This window comes from Glaciibacter sp. 2TAF33, assembly GCF_052114945.1.
Classification (GTDB): domain Bacteria; phylum Actinomycetota; class Actinomycetes; order Actinomycetales; family Microbacteriaceae; genus Cryobacterium.
In genome coordinates, this window is the sequence record NZ_JBFRFS010000006.1 from 117905 (window position 1) to 134094 (window position 16190).

A 16190-nucleotide genomic window follows, 5' to 3' on the forward strand; every position below is an offset into this window, starting at 1 on the left:
ACTCGAGATCGTCACCCGACCGGTTCGATGAGGCGTTCGCTGAAGATGTGGTAGCTCTGGGTGTTGGGTTTCGCCCGATCCTCCGGAAGCACCGTGCGGAACGATGAGACGCCGCGGTTGTGCTGCGGCAGCATGAAACAGCGGATGAAGGTGGTTGAGGACACCGTCGTCGTCGGCGCCAGCACCGGCACGACGCCCTTCTCAGCCCAGGCCTCCCCCGGCCGGTACACGCTGGCCACGCCATCGGTGTCGATCGTGATCTCCCCGTCGAGGCAGATGCGCACGCCCGGCCCCTGGTGCATGTGGGTCCACGCTGTTCCACCGGGCGGGAAGGTCACGCTGTCCAATCGGATCAACCACCGGAAACCGGGGTCGAGGTCGAGCTCCGCGCGGAGCTTCTCCTGCGACGAGGTGCTCGGCGCCGCGCGCAGGGCGTGGTCCCGGTGGGCGCTGCTGTCGCCCGCCGCGAGTTCCCAGCGCCACAGCGTCGTCTCGGTCGCCCCGGCTCGGATCGTGAGCTGGCCGTCGGTGGTGATGCCGTTGCCGTCGTCGAGGTACTGGCTGTAATCATCGGAGACGAAGTGAGCGCCGCCCGTCCGCAGGTAGATCGCTCGTGGCGCGGCTGGCAGGTAGACCGGAAGCGCGCCGGCGGGGAGCACGTCTTCATACAGGAACATCGTCGTCGTCGACATGCGTTCTTTCCTCACGCTCGGTTGTTTTGTATCGCTGGCCAATATACAACTCTCGTTAGGCGATACAAAATTGACATTTTGTGCGGAGTGCTGCACGCTACTGCAGTGCCCCCGCCATTCCTGACGGAGGATCCCAGCGCCGACCGGCGCGCCGCACAACAGTCGCCCTGGTATCGCATGCCGGACAAGGACATCAAAGGAGATTCCATGGCAACGGAGAGTTCTACCGAAGTGGCTGACGCCCCCTGGTACCGCGGAGCGACCAAGAACCAGTGGCGGGCCTTCACCGGCGCCTACCTGGGCTGGATGCTCGACGTGATGGATCTCATCATCTTCTCCTTCGTCATCGGCTACGTGATCACCGAATTCCGCTCGGATGCCGGGATCGCGGGACTTGTCGCCTCACTGACCCTGGTCGCATCCGCTTTCGGTGGATTCGTCTTCGGGTTCCTCGCCGACCGCATCGGGCGCACCAAATCGATGATGGCCAGCATCATCTGCTATTCACTGGGCACGGTGCTCTGCGGCTTCGCGCCGAACATCGCCGTGCTGATGGTGTTCCGGATCATCGTTGGCCTCGGCGTCGGCGGCGAGTGGTCTGCCGGCTCGGCGCTCGTGTCCGAAACCTGGCCGGCCCGCCACCGCGGCAAGGTGCTCGCCTGGGTGCAGAGCGCCTTCGCCAGCGGATACGCGCTGGCGGCAATCGTCGCAGCGGTGATCATCCCGATCGCCGGCTGGCGCTGGGCCTTCTTCTTCGGCGTCATCCCGGCGATCCTGGCTTTCTGGATCCGTCACAACACCGAGGAATCAGAGGTGTGGAAGAAGGCCGAACGCGTCAACCTCCGCCAGGCGATCAAGCGCCTCTTCATCGACCACAAGAAGTCGGCGATCGTCTGCCTCGCGTTCACCGCCGCCGCGTCCTGCGGCTACTGGGGGCTGTTCACCTGGATTCCCACCTACCTGGCCACGCCGGTCGCCGACGGCGGGCAGGGGCTCAGCCTGGTGAAGTCGATGACCTGGATCATCGTCATGCAGGTCGGCGCCGGCGCCGGGTTCATCTGCTTCGGCTACATCGCCGATAAGATCGGCCGCCGTAAAACCTTCATGCTCTTCTTCCTCGCCGCTGTCGTCTGCGTCCCCCTCTTCGTGACGATCAAGGGCGACGTCGCACTGATGCTGTTCGGCGCGGTCATGGCATTCGTCGGAACCGGCTTCTACAGCGGATTCGGCCCCACCTTCGCCGAGCTGTTCCCCACCGAGATTCGTGCTTTCGCGCAGGGCTTCATCTACAACACCGGGCGCGCGGTCAGCGCCATCGCGCCGGCCCTGGTCGGCTTCCTCTCGCTGCAGTTCGGGCCGGTCATCGCCCTGGGCAGCACGGCCGGCTTCTACCTGATCGCCGCCATCGTGGTCTTCTTCTTCCTGCCGGAGACCCGCGGCGCGGAGCTCACCAGCGGCACCACCGAATCCAGGACCCTGGTCGCGGCACGCTGATGGTCGAAACCCGGGTGACCGGCCGCGAGTGGCCAGTCACCCGGGTTTCGCTACATGTTGATCATGTGGCCGGTCAGGCCGTGGAAGGCATCCTGCAGCGACTCGCTCAACGACGGATGCGCGTGCACATTCCGCGCCAGCTCGGTCGCGGTGAGGTCCCACTTCTGGGCGAGGGTGAGTTCGGGAAGCAACTCTGACACGTCGTGCCCCACCAGGTGCCCGCCGAGAAGCTCGCCGTATTTAGCGTCGGCGACCAGCTTCACGAAGCCACTGGAATCGCCGAGCGCATGCGCCTTGGCGTTGGCCAGGAACGGCGCAGTCGACACCCTGACGTCGTATCCCTCGTCCCGGGCCTGCTGCTCGGTGAGACCGAAGCTCGCCACCTGCGGCTGCAGGTAGGTGGCGCGGGGCATCATCCGATAGTCGCCGAGCTCCATTGTCTCGGCACCCGCGATGGTCTCGGCGGCCACGATACCCTGGGCCTCCGCAACGTGCGCGAGCTGCAGCTTCAGCGTGACGTCGCCGATCGCGTAGATTCCGGCGACGTTGGTGCGCATGTAGTCATCGATCGAGATCCCCCCGCGGTCGGTCAGTTCGACGCCGGTGCTCTCCAGCCCGAAGCCGGTCACGTTGGCTCCGAAGCCGACCGACATCAGCACTTTGGCACCGGTGACGCTGTGGGTGCCTCCGGCCGTGCCTGCGTAGCTGACCGTGACATCCGTGCCATTGTCGACGACCTCGCCCACACGCACGGAGGTGAGCAGGGCCACGCCGAGCTTCTTCAGTTGCTTCTCAACCTCCTTGGAGACGTCGACGTCTTCGTTGGGCAGGGCTCGGTCGAGGTACTCGAGGATGGTGACGTCGACGCCGTAGTTCTTCATCACATAGGCGAACTCGACCCCGATCGCCCCGGCGCCCACGATCACCAGGGACTCCGGGAGGGTGCGCTCGAGGATCAGGGTTTCGTAGGTGACGATGTTCGCTCCGAGCTCGACGCCGGGCAGGGACCGCACTGTCGAGCCGGTCGCGATGATCAGGTTGTCGAACGTGAGGGCATCCGCTTCACCATTGCTCAAGGCGACGTCCATGCTGGTGGGGCCGGTGAGGGTTCCACGGCCGTCGTACTCGGTCACCTTGTTCTTGCGCATCAGGAAGTGCACGCCCTTGGCGCGGGCGTCGGCAACCTTGCGGCTCCGATCGAAGGCGATGCCGTAGTCGAAGCTGACGTCGCCACTGATGCCGAAGAGCGCGGCATCGTGGGTGAAGGTGTGCGCGAGCTCCGCGTTCCGCAGCAACGCCTTCGTCGGCACGCAGCCGACGTTGAGGCAGACTCCGCCCCAGTACTTCTCTTCCACTATGGCGATGTTCAGGCCGAGCTGGGCTGCGCGCACTGCCGCAACATACCCGCCGGGACCGGCCCCGAGGATCACGAGGTCGTAGTGAGTGGTCATGCCAGCCTCCAAGCGGTTCGGCTGGGCGCCGGTCGGGCGCCCGCGGGATTCCCCCGCGCGGCTGTTCGGCCGCGCACTACAGCTTGCCCCCGCACCGGGTGCAACCGCCAGATGTGCGCCGGTATTGGCGACCAGGGAGAGTGCGCTCCTCCCCCCTCGCGCAGGCGCGCGGAAACGCTCCGGCACCCCCTCATGCCAGCTCTGGCGCGTGAAACCGCGCCCCCCGCACCCGAATCCCGCCCGGGCGCGCGAAACCCCTCCCGGCACCCGACATACCCCGCGCCCCACCCGATGTCCCGCGCCGCGGCAGATACCGCGCGCCCCGCACCCGAATCCCGCCCGGGCGCGCGAAACCCCGCCCGGCACCCGGTATACCGCGCGCCCCACCCGATGTCCCGCGCCCCATCTGAAGTCCCGCCCCACCTGAAGTCCCGCGCCCCGGCCGATACCGCGCGCCCCGCACCGAATCCCGCCCGGGCGCGCGAAACCCCGCCCGGCACCCGGTATACCGCGCGCCCCACCCGATGTCCCGCGCCCCATCTGAAGTCCCGCGCCTCGGCCGATACCGCGCGCCAGGCGCGATGTAGCGCGCCCCCGCTCCGCGCTCCCGGGAGCTGCACGCCAATCCTCATGGCTCGCGGTTCCGTCGCCCGCTCCCCCGCCCCGGCGCGCAAGAACGCTTCCGCCACCCGACATTCCCGTGCGGGCGCGCGAAAACGCACCCGGCACCCGATATACCGCGCGCCCGGCGCAATTTCGCGCGCCCCGAGATGTCGGACACCGCACGATGTCGCGCCCCCGGCTCCCCCACATATCGCGTGCCCTGCCCGACGTCCAGCGCCCTGCCCGAGGTCCCGCGCCCCGCTCCCGGGAACCGGCCACCGGCGCCACGGGAACCGGCGCGCGAATCCCCATGGCACCCGATTGCGTCGCCCGGCTCCTCGTGGACCGGCGTCCCGCCCCGGCGCGCAAGAACGCTCCGGGCACCCGATGTACCGCGCGCCCCGTGCAATTTCGCGCGCCAGCACGAAGTGCGCCAGAGCGAAGCGCCAGAGCGAAACAGGGCGGGATGGGTACGGCCCGCCATCCCCTCATAGGATGAGGCCGGACCGACCACGTCGCATCCGCTCACCGCCACATCCGCGCCACAGATTGGGACCACATCATGACTGCAACCCGCGTTGAACGCCTCCACGTCGACGGGATCACCACTCCGGAGTCGAACTTCCCGTCGGCTTCTCGCGCCGGCGACTTCGTCTACGTGAGCGGGCAGGTCTCTGAGGACGCCAATGGCGTGGTCGCTCCGGGCGACATGGGAGCGCAGACCACCCAGGCGATCGCCCGGCTGACGACGGTGCTTGCCGCCTGCAACGGCACCCTCGCCGACGTCGTGTCGGCAACGGTGTTCCTCACCGACGTCACCCTGGCGGCTGACTTCAACGCTGCGTGGCGGAGCGCCTTCGGCGACAATCGCCCGTCACGGGCAACGGTGATCGCGCCGTTGCTGGCGCCGGAGTTCCTGGTCGAGGTACAGGCCGTCGCCTACATCCCCGAGGCGCGCGGGTAGTCGCGCAGGAACCTCCTCGTTCCCTCTATGCGATCTCTACCGTTCCCCCGGTTCGAAGCGAGTCGCGGGCGGCCAGCGAGACCTCGAGTGCCAGCAGGGCGGCATCCGTCGGGCAGAAGTCGGGCGGAATCCGTCGGGTGACGCAGTCGAGGAAGTATTCCGCCTGGCGGGTGTACGGAGAATCGGCGTCCGATGCGTGATGTGTGAAGGAACCGTCGCCGCTGGAACCATCGATTCGAATCGAGCTGGAAAACGGCGAACCCGGCGGGAGCTCGGTGCGGGTCACCACCCGGCCAACGCCTCCGCCGGCGTAGGCCACCGTGGTCACGATCTCCCCGGGCTGGTCACCCCTGACGGCGGTGACCGCGTGCGGGGTTCCGAGGAAGAGGTTCAGCTGGTCGAAGTCGTGAATGGCGAAGTCGACCAGGGGACCGCCCGACACCGACTCGTCCAGGAACCACGGGACCCTGGGCGGCGTGGTCTCCCGGCTGGCCAGCACCGATTGGACGTCGCCGAATCCACCGGCCTCGGCCTTCTCTCGCAGCATCCGGTACCCCTCGAAGAACCGGACGACGTGGGCGACCATGAACGTGCCCTGGCACTCCGCCGCGACCTCCGCGATGCTCAACGCCTCCGAGCGGGTGAGCGCGATCGGTTTCTCGAGCAGCACGCTCCTGCCGGCCCGCAACGCCTGGATCGCAATCGCCGGGTGCGAGGGAGTCGGCGTGCACACCGACACGATCTCGACCTCGTCATCGTGCAGCACCGTGTCGAGGTCTGTCACGAACCGGGCCGCCGGTGCCCCCGCCAGCGCGGGTCCCGGCCGAGGGGTGCAGATGTACTTGATCGTGTCGCCGAGGCCGAGCTCTGACCAGGCCAGTGCATGCGCGCGGCCCATCGTGCCCTGTCCGATGATGGCGATCATCGGTCCGCGCTCTCTGAAGCTGAAGTCATCGACATTGAGACCGATCTCCCGGAAGTATCTGACCGACTGTACCGCGCGACGGCCAACCTTCGTAGGCTGACAGCATGTCCCACGACAAACACCGGCCAACGATAGGTGAGCGATTGACCGGCATCTACGACCCCAAGGACCCGGACGGCCTGCTCACCGTCGACCAGGCCCTGAACCCACCGGACCCCGCGAAGTACGGCACCGAGGAGAAGGACACGCTCGAGCTCGAACAGCATGTCGACCGCCCGGCGTGGGACGGCCGCAACGTCACCCGGCCGTACGGATAGGACAGGACCGGAGCCGCCGGCCAGCGCAGACCCCCAGCCCCTGACACCCGGCGCCGACGCTCAGCCGACCGCGACCGGCGGGGCAACCCCCGGCCGGGTCTGACGATGAGTCCTCATCCGCAGCCCCAGCACGAAGTACCAGGCCGGCCAGGCCAGCCAGACGGCGCCGCCGAGCACGAGGCCGAGTCCGCCGACCGTGAGTTGAGGCCATGACAGCCACGGCAGAAGCACGGCCGCACTCACAAGCGCCAGGCCGATGCAGAGCCCCGCACCGATCACCATCCCGAAACGGCAGACGCCGCGGCTGAAGTCGGTATGGGCGAGGTAGCGTTGGCAGACCCACAGCAGCCACACCGCCTGTACGATGATCGCGACGATCGAGAGAGCGGTGGAAACCTCGAATTCAAGCACCTTGGCGACCAGCAGGAACGACGACAGCGCACTCGCCAGGGACGCGACGATCACCGCGCGGTGGAACAACCGGCGCACGCTCGTGTCTGCGGCCTCCCGACCGAATCGCAGCACCAGGAAGGCGAACAGAAGGCTGCCGATGCCGGCGAGCGTGTCGTTGGCCGCACCGAAATAGAAGGGGCCGTTCGTGGGCACCTCCACGATATACATGACCATCAACGTCGCCGCGGAGAACAGGGTGACCGCGGCAAGCGCGAACGCGATTCCCGCGGTCACCGCATCGCGGGATGGTGTGGACATGATCGGCTCCTTCGGCTCGCCCCGCTCCTCATCGGGCCACGAAGTCGGTGGCGAGGGCTTCTTCGAGGAGGGCGAGGGCGTCATACGAGTCCAGTACTGACCCCACGTGACGGATGCGTTCGTGCTGGGCGGCATCCGTCATCACGTGTTCGAGACCCGAACGAACCTGCCGGGTCGAGGGCTTCTCGGTGCGGAGATCGACGGCCAGGCCGTTGTAGGCCAGCCGGGCGTTGATGTCGTTCTTGCCCTCTCGGGTGCCGGCGACGAGCATCGGCACGCGATGGTGCAGTGCGAGCATGACGCTGCCGTGGCCGCCATTCGTGACAAAGGCGTCCGTGTGGGGGAACAGCGCGTCGAACGCGAGGAAGTCCTCGACCATCACGTTCGATTCCGGATACTCGGCCCGCAAGCGCTCGGTGTTCTGCCCCGCGGTCAGCGCGACGACGAGGGTCTCCGTGCCGGCGAGGGCCTGCATCGTCGGGATGACCAGCTTGGACGGGTCGCGGTTGTCCACTGTCCCCTGCGACACCGCGACGACCGGCCCCGGCCAGTCACGGATCCGGGGGCCAACGTCTGCGAACGACGCCGGGCGGGCGGGCAGCAGTGCCCCGACGTAGCGCACGTTCCGAGGCATGTCGGAGCGCGGGAAGTCCATTTCCGGGATGCCGGTCTGGAACACGCGGTCGACCGCCCCGTACATGCAGTCGATGACCTCGCTCTTGGTGATCGGAGGAAGTCCAGCGGCGTCGAGCGCGGCGTTGAAGCTGGCGAGTCCAGTCCTGGTCGCATTGTTGACAATCGACCTGACCACCCGGTCGCGCATCCGCTCGAGTGAATTGCGAGCGGGCTTCAGTCCGAAAAATGGCGGCGGCACGTCAACGGATGTCGCCACTGCCGGCCCCGGGTTCACCGCGTACACCGGCACCCGCATCGCGTCGTGCACCAGCTTGGCCGCGAAGAACGCGATGTCACAGGCCAGCAGCTCGAAGTTGAAGTCCCGGCGGATGTCCCGGATGTCGAGGTAATGGTCGCGAGCCGGTGCCGCGAAGACCTTGTCGAAGTCGAAGTCCAGGCGTTTGGGGCCCCGATAGCGCGCTCGCTCGGGAAACAGCGCGCTGATGTTCTCTGCGGTGACCGCCCGCGCCCGCTGGAATCGGAGCACACCGATCCCGAGCCGCTCGATCGTTGGCGCGTACTCGCCGGGTGCGTACCAGCGCACGTCGTGCCCGAGATCCTTCAGCCGAACCGCGATCGACGTCAACGGATCGAAGTGTCCGGGGAATGGCATGGTGGCAATGAGAATCTTCACGATGGCCGCCTCCGAAGGCCGTGCCAGTAGCCGTGACTCTCAGCGTAGAAACCCGGCGCACCGCCGTCAAGAGTGCGCGACGGCCCCACCGCGCCCAGTCGCCCACTTCTGCTGATTGTATGGCCGGCGGACAGCAGATGTGGGCGACTCGGCTGTCTCACGACGCGCTCGCGCGGACGATCGGGCCGCGTCGCGCGCGGCCCTAGCTGTCGACCTCTGCGGCTCCCGGTTTTCCGCCGCGGGTCTGCCAGGGCCAGCGCCCGGTGATCTCCAACTCCAGCGAAAAGGAGAGGAAGGTCCGGATCAGCACGATGCCGGCGAGGACCGCGACGCTCTCCAGGGTCGGGGTGATCGCGACCGTGCGGATGATGTCGGCGGCGACCAGGAGTTCCAGGCCGAGCAGGATCGAACGACCGAGTTGGCTGCGATACGGGCGGTACACGGGCCTCTGTTTGCGGACCAGCCGCAGCAGCGCGATCAAACTTGCCACAACGGCGCCCACGAGAATGGCCGCGACCCCGGCACCGTCGATGACCTTGCCGACGAACTCGATCACATCGCGGAACTCCATGTGCCCTTTATACGCCCGGTCGGGCCGGTCGCGGCGGGACCGCCCCTCTCACGCTTATGGCGGCGTGCCTGAGTACGCTGGACCCATGGCCCACGAATTCGCGAATGAAACCGACGCCAACCGGTACGCCATGCGGATCGGCAACGACCTGGTCGGCGTGCTCGATTACGCCGTCAACGGCAATGCGATCGCGCTCACCCGGGCCTACACCCAGCCGCCGCACCGGGGCCACGGATACGCCGCCGAACTGGTCGAGTACGCCGTGAACGACATCGAGACCTCCGGCACCCGGCGGATCGTGCCGAGTTGCTGGTACGTGTCCGACTGGTTCCAGTCGCATCCCGAGCGCGCCGGCCTACTGAGCCGCTGAGCCCGCGCCACCAACCTGCACCAACCTGCACCAACCCGCGCCAAATCAGCACTGACCAGCACCAACCGAGGAGACCGAATGGCCGAGCAGTCCCGCGAACGAGTCGGCGTCTACATCGACTTCGACAACATCGTCATCTCCCGCTACAACCAGCTGCACGGCAAGGGCGCGTTCGCTAAGGACAAGGTACGCAACCACGTTGCGTCCAGCGCCGATGCGGACCCCGCCATCAGCGACCGCATCAAACAGGCCACCGTCGACATCGGGGCGGTTCTCGACTACGCGTCGTCGTTCGGTTCGATCGTGATCAGCAAGGCCTACGCTGACTGGTCCGTGGCTGCGAACGCGCACTACCAGAAGCAACTCATCGACCGGGCTGTCGACCTCACCCAGTTGTTCCCGACGGTGCTGTCCCTGAAAAACGGCGCGGACATCCGCTTGGCCGTCGACGTGGTGGAGGACATCTTCCGTCTGCCCGACCTCACCCACATCGTGATCGTGGCGGGCGACTCCGACTACATCCCGCTCGCGCAGCGCTGCAAGCGGCTCGGCAGCTACGTGGTGGGCATCGGCGTGTCCGGCGCCACCAGCAGTTCACTGGCCGCAGCGTGCGACGAGTTCGCTGACTACGACAACCTGCCGGGCATTATCAGCGTCACCCCCGCTCCCGCGGCCGTGCGCTCCGGCCGCGGCCGCCGGGCGCAGTCACCGGCCGCCGAGCCCGCGGCCGTGCCGGTGGACCAGGCAACGGATGCCCCTGCGGAGCCGGCCGCGTCAGCGCAGCACGCGCGATCAGCCGAGCCGGCCGCTCCGTCCGGGACTGGCACCGCCGCCGAGGCAGAACCCGAAGCTGCCGTCGGCCCCCGGGCCCGCAAGGCCGCGACATCCCTGCTGACCCGGGCACTGGAGTTGCTCGCCAACAACGACCTGGAGTGGCAGCACGCGTCCGCGGTGAAGAACCAGATGCGGCGGATGGACCCGTCGTTCCAGGAACGCAACTTCGGCTACCGGCAGTTCTCCGACTTCCTGAAGTCCCGCAACAACACGGTCGAGCTCGACCAGAAGAGCCCCTCGAGCCCGGTCCTGGTGCGCCTCCGCCAGTAGCGCACACGTGAGGGGCCAACTTGTCCTGGTGCGCGAGGCGTTGCACGAGGAGAAGTTGGCCCCTCACCGAAGGGGACAGTGGGCGCTACGGGACCAGCGTGTCGTGCTTCGTCGGAGGCGGCGGGGGCGGGGGCGGCGACAACGGGCGACGCCGGCGGCGGACCACCCGCACGATCGGCGGCACCACCAGGAACACCGCGATCACGGTGTACAGCACCACGGCCAACGGTTCGCTGACCAGGGCCGACGGGTCTCCGGCGCTGATCTGCAGCGCCCGCCGCAGCTGGCGCTCCATCTCCGGGCCGAGGATCGCGCCGACAATGATCGGCAGCACCGGGAAGCCGTAACGCCGGGCCATGTAGCCGAGCGCACCGACCAGCAGCAGGATGACGATGTTGAAGGCCTGCAGGCCCACCGCGTAGGCGCCGAGGGTCGCGAAGAAGAGGATCCCGGCGTAGAGGTAGGGCCGTGGCACCCGCAGCAGCTTGGCCCAGAACGGCGCCAGCGGCAGGTTCAGGGCGAGCAGCAGGGTGTTGCCGATGAACAGGCTGGCAATCAGCGTCCACACCAGCAGCGGCTCGGTCTTGAACAGCAGCGGCCCCGGGTGGATGCCGTACTGGTTGAACGCGGCGATCATCACCGCCGCAGTCGCCGTGGTGGGGAGCCCCAGCGTCAGCAGCGGCACCAGCGTGCCTGCGGCGGACGCGTTGTTGGCGGCCTCCGGCCCGGCGACGCCCTCGATGGCACCGTGCCCGAACTGCTCCGGATGCTTCGACAGCTTCTTCTCCGTCACGTACGACAGGAAGGTGGGGATTTCAGCGCCGCCGGCGGGGATAGCGCCGAACGGGAAGCCGATCACGGTGCCACGCAGCCAGGGCTTCCAACTGCGCTTCCAGTCGTCCTTGCCCATCCACGGCACCCCGACCGGAATGGTCGCGGCCTTGGCCTGCCGCAGGTGGGCGGCGATCCAGAGCGCCTCGCCGACGGCGAACAGTCCGACCGCGATGACGACCACGTCGACGCCACCCGAGAGCAGCGGCTGGCCGAACGTCAGCCGGGGCTGCCCGGTGGTGGCGTCCATGCCTATCAGCCCGATGGTCAGGCCGATGAACAGAGCGGCCAGGCCGCGGATGCGTGACGACCCGAGCACGGTGCTCACGGCGATGAACGCGAACACCATCATCGCGAAATACGACGGCGCGCCCAGGCTGATCGCGATCGAGACGATGAACGGAGCCACGAAGACCAGGGCGCCGGTGGCGATGGTGCCGGCGACGAACGAACCGATGGCTGCTGTCGCGAGCGCTTGCGCGCCGCGGCCGGCCTTGGCCATCTTGTTGCCCTCGAGTGCGGTGACCACCGACGACGATTCGCCCGGGGTGTTGAGCAGGATCGACGTGGTCGAACCGCCGTACATACCGCCGTAATAGATTCCGGCGAACATGATCAGCGACCCGGTGACGTCCAGGGCGTAGGTGAGCGGTAGCAGCAGGGCGACGGTCATCGCCGGACCGATGCCGGGCAGCACGCCGACGGCGGTGCCAAGCAGCACGCCCACCAGGGCGAACAGCAGGTTCTGCAGGGTCAGCGCGTTGGCGAACCCATCGAGCAGCAGGGTGAGGTTTTCCATTAGAGAATTCCAGTCAGGAGTCCGGCGGGCAACGGGATGCCGAGGCCCAGGACGAAGCCGTAGAAGGTGAGCACGGCCAGGACCACGCCGATCACGAGCGCCCAGACGTACCGCCTGGAGCCGAGCATCAGCGCCGAGCCGTAGAACATCAGGCTTGAGGCGATCACGAAGCCGAGGAAGTCGAGCAGCAGCGCCCCGACCAGGATGATCCCGGCCAGGCCCAGCAGGGTGGGCCAGTGCGCACCCCCCGAGAGGTCGATGTCCTCCCCCTCCTCCGGGTCGGCGTGGCCGCCGCGGAGCACGTCGACGGCGAGCGCGATCGCGCAGATTCCGAGGCCGATCGCGATCAGTGTCGGCACTACCTGCGGACCCATCACCCCGGCGTTGACCGCGGTGTGACGGATGTTGGCGGTGTCGATGGCAACGACGATGGCGATCGCCCCGAGCAGGGCTGCGACACCCAGCTCGGAGCGACCACGCATCAGGGAACGGGCGTTGTTCACACCAGTCCCAGGCTCTTCAGCACGGTCGCAACCCGGTCGTCCTGTTCGGTGAGGTAGTCACCGAACTTGTCACCGGTGATGAACGCGTCGGTCCAACCGTTTTCCTTGAGGACCTTCGCCCACTCGTCACTGTCGTGCATGGTGGTGACGGCGTCGACCAGGCGGGCCTTGTCGGCCTTGCTGAGGCCGGGAGCCGCGAGGATCCCGCGCCAGTTGGTGAAGACCAGGTCGACGTCCTGCTCCTTGAGGGTGGGGGCGTCGATGACCGGCACCCGCTTCTCGCTGGTGACGGCGAGCACGCGCAGGTCGCCGGACTTGACCTGTTCGAGGAATTCGCCGTAGCCGGACGCAGCGAACTGCAGCTTGCCGCCGAGGATCGCCGGGAGCAGCTCACCGCCGCCGTCGTAGGCGACGTAGTTGACCGTGCTCGGATCGATGCCCACGGCATCCGCCAGCTGCATCGGCAGCAGGTGGTCTGGGCCGCCGGGCGACGAACCGCCGCCGACGGCGAAACCGGCCGGGTCGGCTTTCCACGCCGTGACCATGTCGTCGAGGGTCTTGTACGGGGAGTTCGCGGGCACGAAGATGGCGCCGGCTTCCTCGATCAGGCGGGCGATCGGGGTGGCGTCGGACACCTTGGCGTCGCCCTCGTTGGTGTATGCGGCTCCCACGACGCCGAGCCCCATCATCATCATGAAGTCCCCGTTGCCCTTCTCGGTGAGGGTGCGGGCGAGGCCCACCGTGCCGCCGGCGCCCGCGAGGTTGGTGACCTCGGTGCCCTGGCTGACGCCGATTTCGTCCATCACCTTCACCGCTGCACGGCCGGTGACGTCGTATCCGCTGCCCGGGGCGTTGGGGATCATCATCTGCAGGTTCTTGATCGGCCCGCTCGAGGTGGCCTTGTCGGTGGCGCCGCCCGTGACGCCGCAGGCGCTGAGCGCGAGGGCGAGGGCGGACGCCAGCACCGCGGTGCCGATCAGGCGCCGTGTGGTCGCGGTGCTCGTGGTCGCTGTGATCATTGCAATCCTCTTTGATTGTGGGCCGACCTCGTCGCCGGCCGTGTTCATGGTGCAGAACGCCGCCTCGCCGGGGCAACTTCTGGTGTTAGCGAACGTTGTGTAGCTTGTGTTCCCGCGGGATTTCCGCCCGGTGCGATCGTGGTGCATCATGTGCTGTGGCCAACGACGACCGGAGGAGGATGCCCATGCAGCCTCCCGCACGCTCACGTCTCAGCCTGACCCGGCAGCTGCTCATCTTCCAACTCTGCCTGATCGCCATCGTCCTGGTCGCCGTCACCGCCATCACGCTCGAGCAGACCCGCGGCATCTTCGCGAGCGGGCAGATGCGCCGCATGCTCACCGTCGCCGAATACTCAGCCGCTGTGCCGCTGGTGCGCAGCCTCCTCTCCGAAGCCCCGCATCCGCAGCAACTGGCGGCGCCGGTGGAGGCGCTCCGCACCACGAGCGGCGTTGACCAGTTGATCGTGACGGATGCCTCCGGCCGGGTTCTCGCCTCCCCCGCCGATCCGAGGCTCGTGGGCAGCACGCTCGCCGTCGGCCCGACCGGCGCCGACTCCCAGGGCGCCTGGTCAGGGTCGGCCGACATCGACATGGTCGGTCACATCGTCGCCCGGGTGCCGGTTCTTTCCAACGCCGGCCGGCTGGTCGGGACCGTGATCGCCGCCCGCGAGTTCCGCCCGTTCGTCGGCCTGCTCACCGACGCCGCCCCGAACCTGCTGACCTATCTCGGCGTGGCCGGCGTGCTCGGGACGGCCGGGTCGATGTGGCTCGCCGCCCGGGTGAAACGCCAGACCCTGGGGCTCGAACCCGACCAGATCGCGAAGCTGGTGGAGCATCGCGAGGCCATGCTGCACGGCATCCGTGAAGGAGTTGTCTCGGTGGACACCGATGACCTGATCACACTCGCCAACGACAGTGCGCGCACGCTGCTGAACCTGCCGGCGGATGCCGTGGGCCGGCGAATCGACGACGTGGGCCTGGACCCGGAGGCGGTGCGGGTGCTGCGCGGCCACCGTGCCGGCGACGTGGACACCGGCCTGGTCAACCGCGGCATGCTGCTCGTGCTGAACCAGACCACGATCCATCCGCCGCGCTCCACGCCGGAGGTCGTCACCACGCTCCGCGACCGCACCGAGCTGGTGACCCTCCAGCACGACCTCGGCAGCAGCATGCAGGCCACCGACACCCTGCGCGCGCAGACTCACGATTTCGCGAACCGGCTGCACACCGTGTCCATGCTGATCCAGTTGGGAGACACCGATGCAGCCGTCGACTACATCGACGCGGTGTCGCGGGACCGGTCGCAGCTCGACAGCACGGTGCTCACCCGAATCAATGAACCCGCCGTCGCCGCCCTCCTGATCGCCAAGACGTCGCTGGCCCGCGAGCGCGGCGCCGACCTCACCCTCAGCGCCGAGTCCAGCCTGCCCCGGGTCGACGAGACGTTGTCGATGGACCTGGTCACGGTGATCGGCAACCTCGTCGACAACGCCATCGACGCGGTGACCGCTACCGAGACCCGGCTGGTGGAGGTGGACATCCGTGCGGTCACCACCGAGGCAGACGGCCCATCGCCGGCGCTGCTCTCGGAGGTGCGGGTGTCGGTACGCGACTCGGGCCCGGGCGTGGACGCCACCCTCACCGACCACGTGTTCGAGGCCGGGGTGACGTCGAAGCCGCGGGCCGGCGCCGGCGCGGACCACGGGTTCGGCCTGGCGATCGTGCGCCTGGTGGCGACCCGGCGCGGAGGCCAGGCGGCGTTCCGCAACGACGACGGTGCCGTGTTCACGGCCACGCTGCCGGTGAAGGCGGCCGCCCATGTGTGACGTGCTGATCGTCGAGGACGACTTCATGGTGGCCAGGGCGCACGAGCGTATCGTCGGGCAGCAGCCCGGATTCACGGTGGTGGGCACGGCGCAGTCCGGGGCGCAGGCGCTCGAGCTGATCGAATCGCTCGCGCCGCAACTGGTGCTGCTCGACATGTACCTGCCCGACATGACCGGGCTGGAGGTGATCCGGCGCTCCCGGGCCAATGGCCACGGACTTGACTTCCTGGTGCTCAGCGCAGCCCGGGAGTCGACCATGGTCAGCGCCGCACTGCAGGGCGGCATCGTCGGGTATCTGCTGAAGCCGTTCAAGGTGTCGGAGCTGCAGGCTCGGCTGGCCGGCTACGCGGAACGCCGCCGGGTTCTTGACCGGCAGGGCGACCTCGACCAGGAGGCGCTCGACCAGGCCCTGCGCGGTGTGGCGGGCACCACGCCCGAGCTGCCCAAGGGTCTGAGCAAGGAGACGGCCGCCCTCGTCGAACGCGCGCTCATCGCGAGCCAGACCGACATCGCGGCGTCGGAGTGCGGGGACGCGCTCGGCCTCTCCCGCGTGGTGGCGCGCAAGTACCTCGAGCACTTCGTGCGGGTGGGCAAGGCCGTGGTCACGCTCCGGTACGGCCAGACCGGCCGGCCGCAACGGCGGTACGCCTGGGTGGCGTCGCGGGCATCCGGCTCCTCATAACGACGAGCCGGGCGTAACG

The 16190-nt window shown here is 68.1% G+C and carries 16 protein-coding genes; 7 read left to right on the forward strand and 9 right to left on the reverse strand.

Translation table 11 applies throughout. The annotated features are described in order from the left end of the window. Positions 1–11: 11 nt before the first annotated feature. Positions 12–692 carry a cupin domain-containing protein gene (locus tag AB4Y94_RS07690; RefSeq protein WP_441726997.1) on the reverse strand — a complete coding sequence of 227 codons (681 nt, stop codon included), beginning with the start codon at positions 690–692 and terminating at the stop codon, positions 12–14. A 207-nt stretch (positions 693–899) separates the two neighbouring features. Here AB4Y94_RS07690 and AB4Y94_RS07695 point away from each other — a divergent pair, with 207 nt between their 5' ends. Next, on the forward strand, positions 900–2186 hold the full coding sequence (locus AB4Y94_RS07695; protein WP_441726998.1) for an MFS transporter: 1287 nt from the start codon (positions 900–902) through the stop codon (positions 2184–2186). A 50-nt stretch (positions 2187–2236) separates the two neighbouring features. On the opposite strand, the gene lpdA is transcribed toward AB4Y94_RS07695, so the two are convergent. Continuing rightward, on the reverse strand, positions 2237–3637 hold the full coding sequence (lpdA, locus tag AB4Y94_RS07700; protein WP_441726999.1) for a dihydrolipoyl dehydrogenase: 1401 nt from the start codon (positions 3635–3637) through the stop codon (positions 2237–2239). Positions 3638–4802: 1165 nt separating this feature from the next. Here lpdA and AB4Y94_RS07705 point away from each other — a divergent pair. After that, entirely contained in the window at positions 4803–5204 is a 402-nt protein-coding gene (locus tag AB4Y94_RS07705; RefSeq protein WP_441727001.1) for a RidA family protein, read from the forward strand. A 25-nt stretch (positions 5205–5229) separates the two neighbouring features. Here AB4Y94_RS07705 and AB4Y94_RS07710 read toward each other — a convergent pair whose 3' ends face one another. Continuing rightward, complete coding sequence (locus AB4Y94_RS07710) at positions 5230–6129, reverse strand: Gfo/Idh/MocA family protein (protein ID WP_441727003.1); 900 nt, start codon at positions 6127–6129, stop codon at positions 5230–5232. Between the two features lie 104 nt (positions 6130–6233). On the opposite strand from AB4Y94_RS07710, the gene AB4Y94_RS07715 reads away from it, so the two are divergent. After that, on the forward strand, positions 6234–6446 hold the full coding sequence (locus AB4Y94_RS07715; protein WP_441727005.1) for a hypothetical protein: 213 nt from the start codon (positions 6234–6236) through the stop codon (positions 6444–6446). A gap of 60 nt (positions 6447–6506) precedes the next feature. Here AB4Y94_RS07715 and AB4Y94_RS07720 read toward each other — a convergent pair whose 3' ends face one another. The 3 genes from AB4Y94_RS07720 to AB4Y94_RS07730 form a co-directional block, all read right to left on the reverse strand. Then, positions 6507–7157 (reverse strand): hypothetical protein, encoded by a 651-nt coding sequence (locus AB4Y94_RS07720; protein ID WP_441727007.1) that lies wholly within the window; start codon positions 7155–7157, stop codon positions 6507–6509. Between the two features lie 28 nt (positions 7158–7185). Further along, entirely contained in the window at positions 7186–8466 is a 1281-nt protein-coding gene (locus tag AB4Y94_RS07725) for a glycosyltransferase (RefSeq protein ID WP_441727009.1), read from the reverse strand. Positions 8467–8668: 202 nt separating this feature from the next. Further along, complete coding sequence (locus tag AB4Y94_RS07730) at positions 8669–9037, reverse strand: DUF1622 domain-containing protein (RefSeq protein WP_441727011.1); 369 nt, start codon at positions 9035–9037, stop codon at positions 8669–8671. 85 nt (positions 9038–9122) lie between these two features. Here AB4Y94_RS07730 and AB4Y94_RS07735 point away from each other — a divergent pair, with 85 nt between their 5' ends. Further along, entirely contained in the window at positions 9123–9407 is a 285-nt protein-coding gene (locus AB4Y94_RS07735) for a GNAT family N-acetyltransferase (RefSeq protein WP_441727013.1), read from the forward strand. 78 nt (positions 9408–9485) lie between these two features. Next, on the forward strand, positions 9486–10511 hold the full coding sequence (locus tag AB4Y94_RS07740; protein WP_441727015.1) for an NYN domain-containing protein: 1026 nt from the start codon (positions 9486–9488) through the stop codon (positions 10509–10511). Between the two features lie 85 nt (positions 10512–10596). Here AB4Y94_RS07740 and AB4Y94_RS07745 read toward each other — a convergent pair whose 3' ends face one another. From AB4Y94_RS07745 to AB4Y94_RS07755, 3 genes are read right to left on the reverse strand one after another with little or no spacing between them, the layout of a single operon-like run. Further along, complete coding sequence (locus AB4Y94_RS07745; protein ID WP_441727017.1) at positions 10597–12141, reverse strand: tripartite tricarboxylate transporter permease; 1545 nt, start codon at positions 12139–12141, stop codon at positions 10597–10599. Next, on the reverse strand, positions 12141–12644 hold the full coding sequence (locus AB4Y94_RS07750; protein ID WP_441727019.1) for a tripartite tricarboxylate transporter TctB family protein: 504 nt from the start codon (positions 12642–12644) through the stop codon (positions 12141–12143). The genes AB4Y94_RS07745 and AB4Y94_RS07750 overlap by 1 nt, the downstream gene beginning before the upstream one ends. After that, positions 12641–13663, reverse strand: coding sequence for a Bug family tripartite tricarboxylate transporter substrate binding protein (locus AB4Y94_RS07755; RefSeq protein ID WP_441727021.1), 1023 nt, complete (start codon positions 13661–13663; stop codon positions 12641–12643). Before AB4Y94_RS07755 ends, AB4Y94_RS07750 begins: the two co-directional genes overlap by 4 nt. 185 nt (positions 13664–13848) lie before the next feature. On the opposite strand from AB4Y94_RS07755, the gene AB4Y94_RS07760 reads away from it, so the two are divergent. Together AB4Y94_RS07760 and AB4Y94_RS07765 are read left to right on the forward strand one after the other, a co-directional pair. Beyond that, positions 13849–15489 (forward strand): ATP-binding protein, encoded by a 1641-nt coding sequence (locus AB4Y94_RS07760; protein ID WP_441727023.1) that lies wholly within the window; start codon positions 13849–13851, stop codon positions 15487–15489. After that, positions 15482–16171 (forward strand): response regulator, encoded by a 690-nt coding sequence (locus AB4Y94_RS07765; RefSeq protein WP_441727025.1) that lies wholly within the window; start codon positions 15482–15484, stop codon positions 16169–16171. Before AB4Y94_RS07760 ends, AB4Y94_RS07765 begins: the two co-directional genes overlap by 8 nt. The last annotated feature ends 19 nt before the right edge of the window (positions 16172–16190 follow it).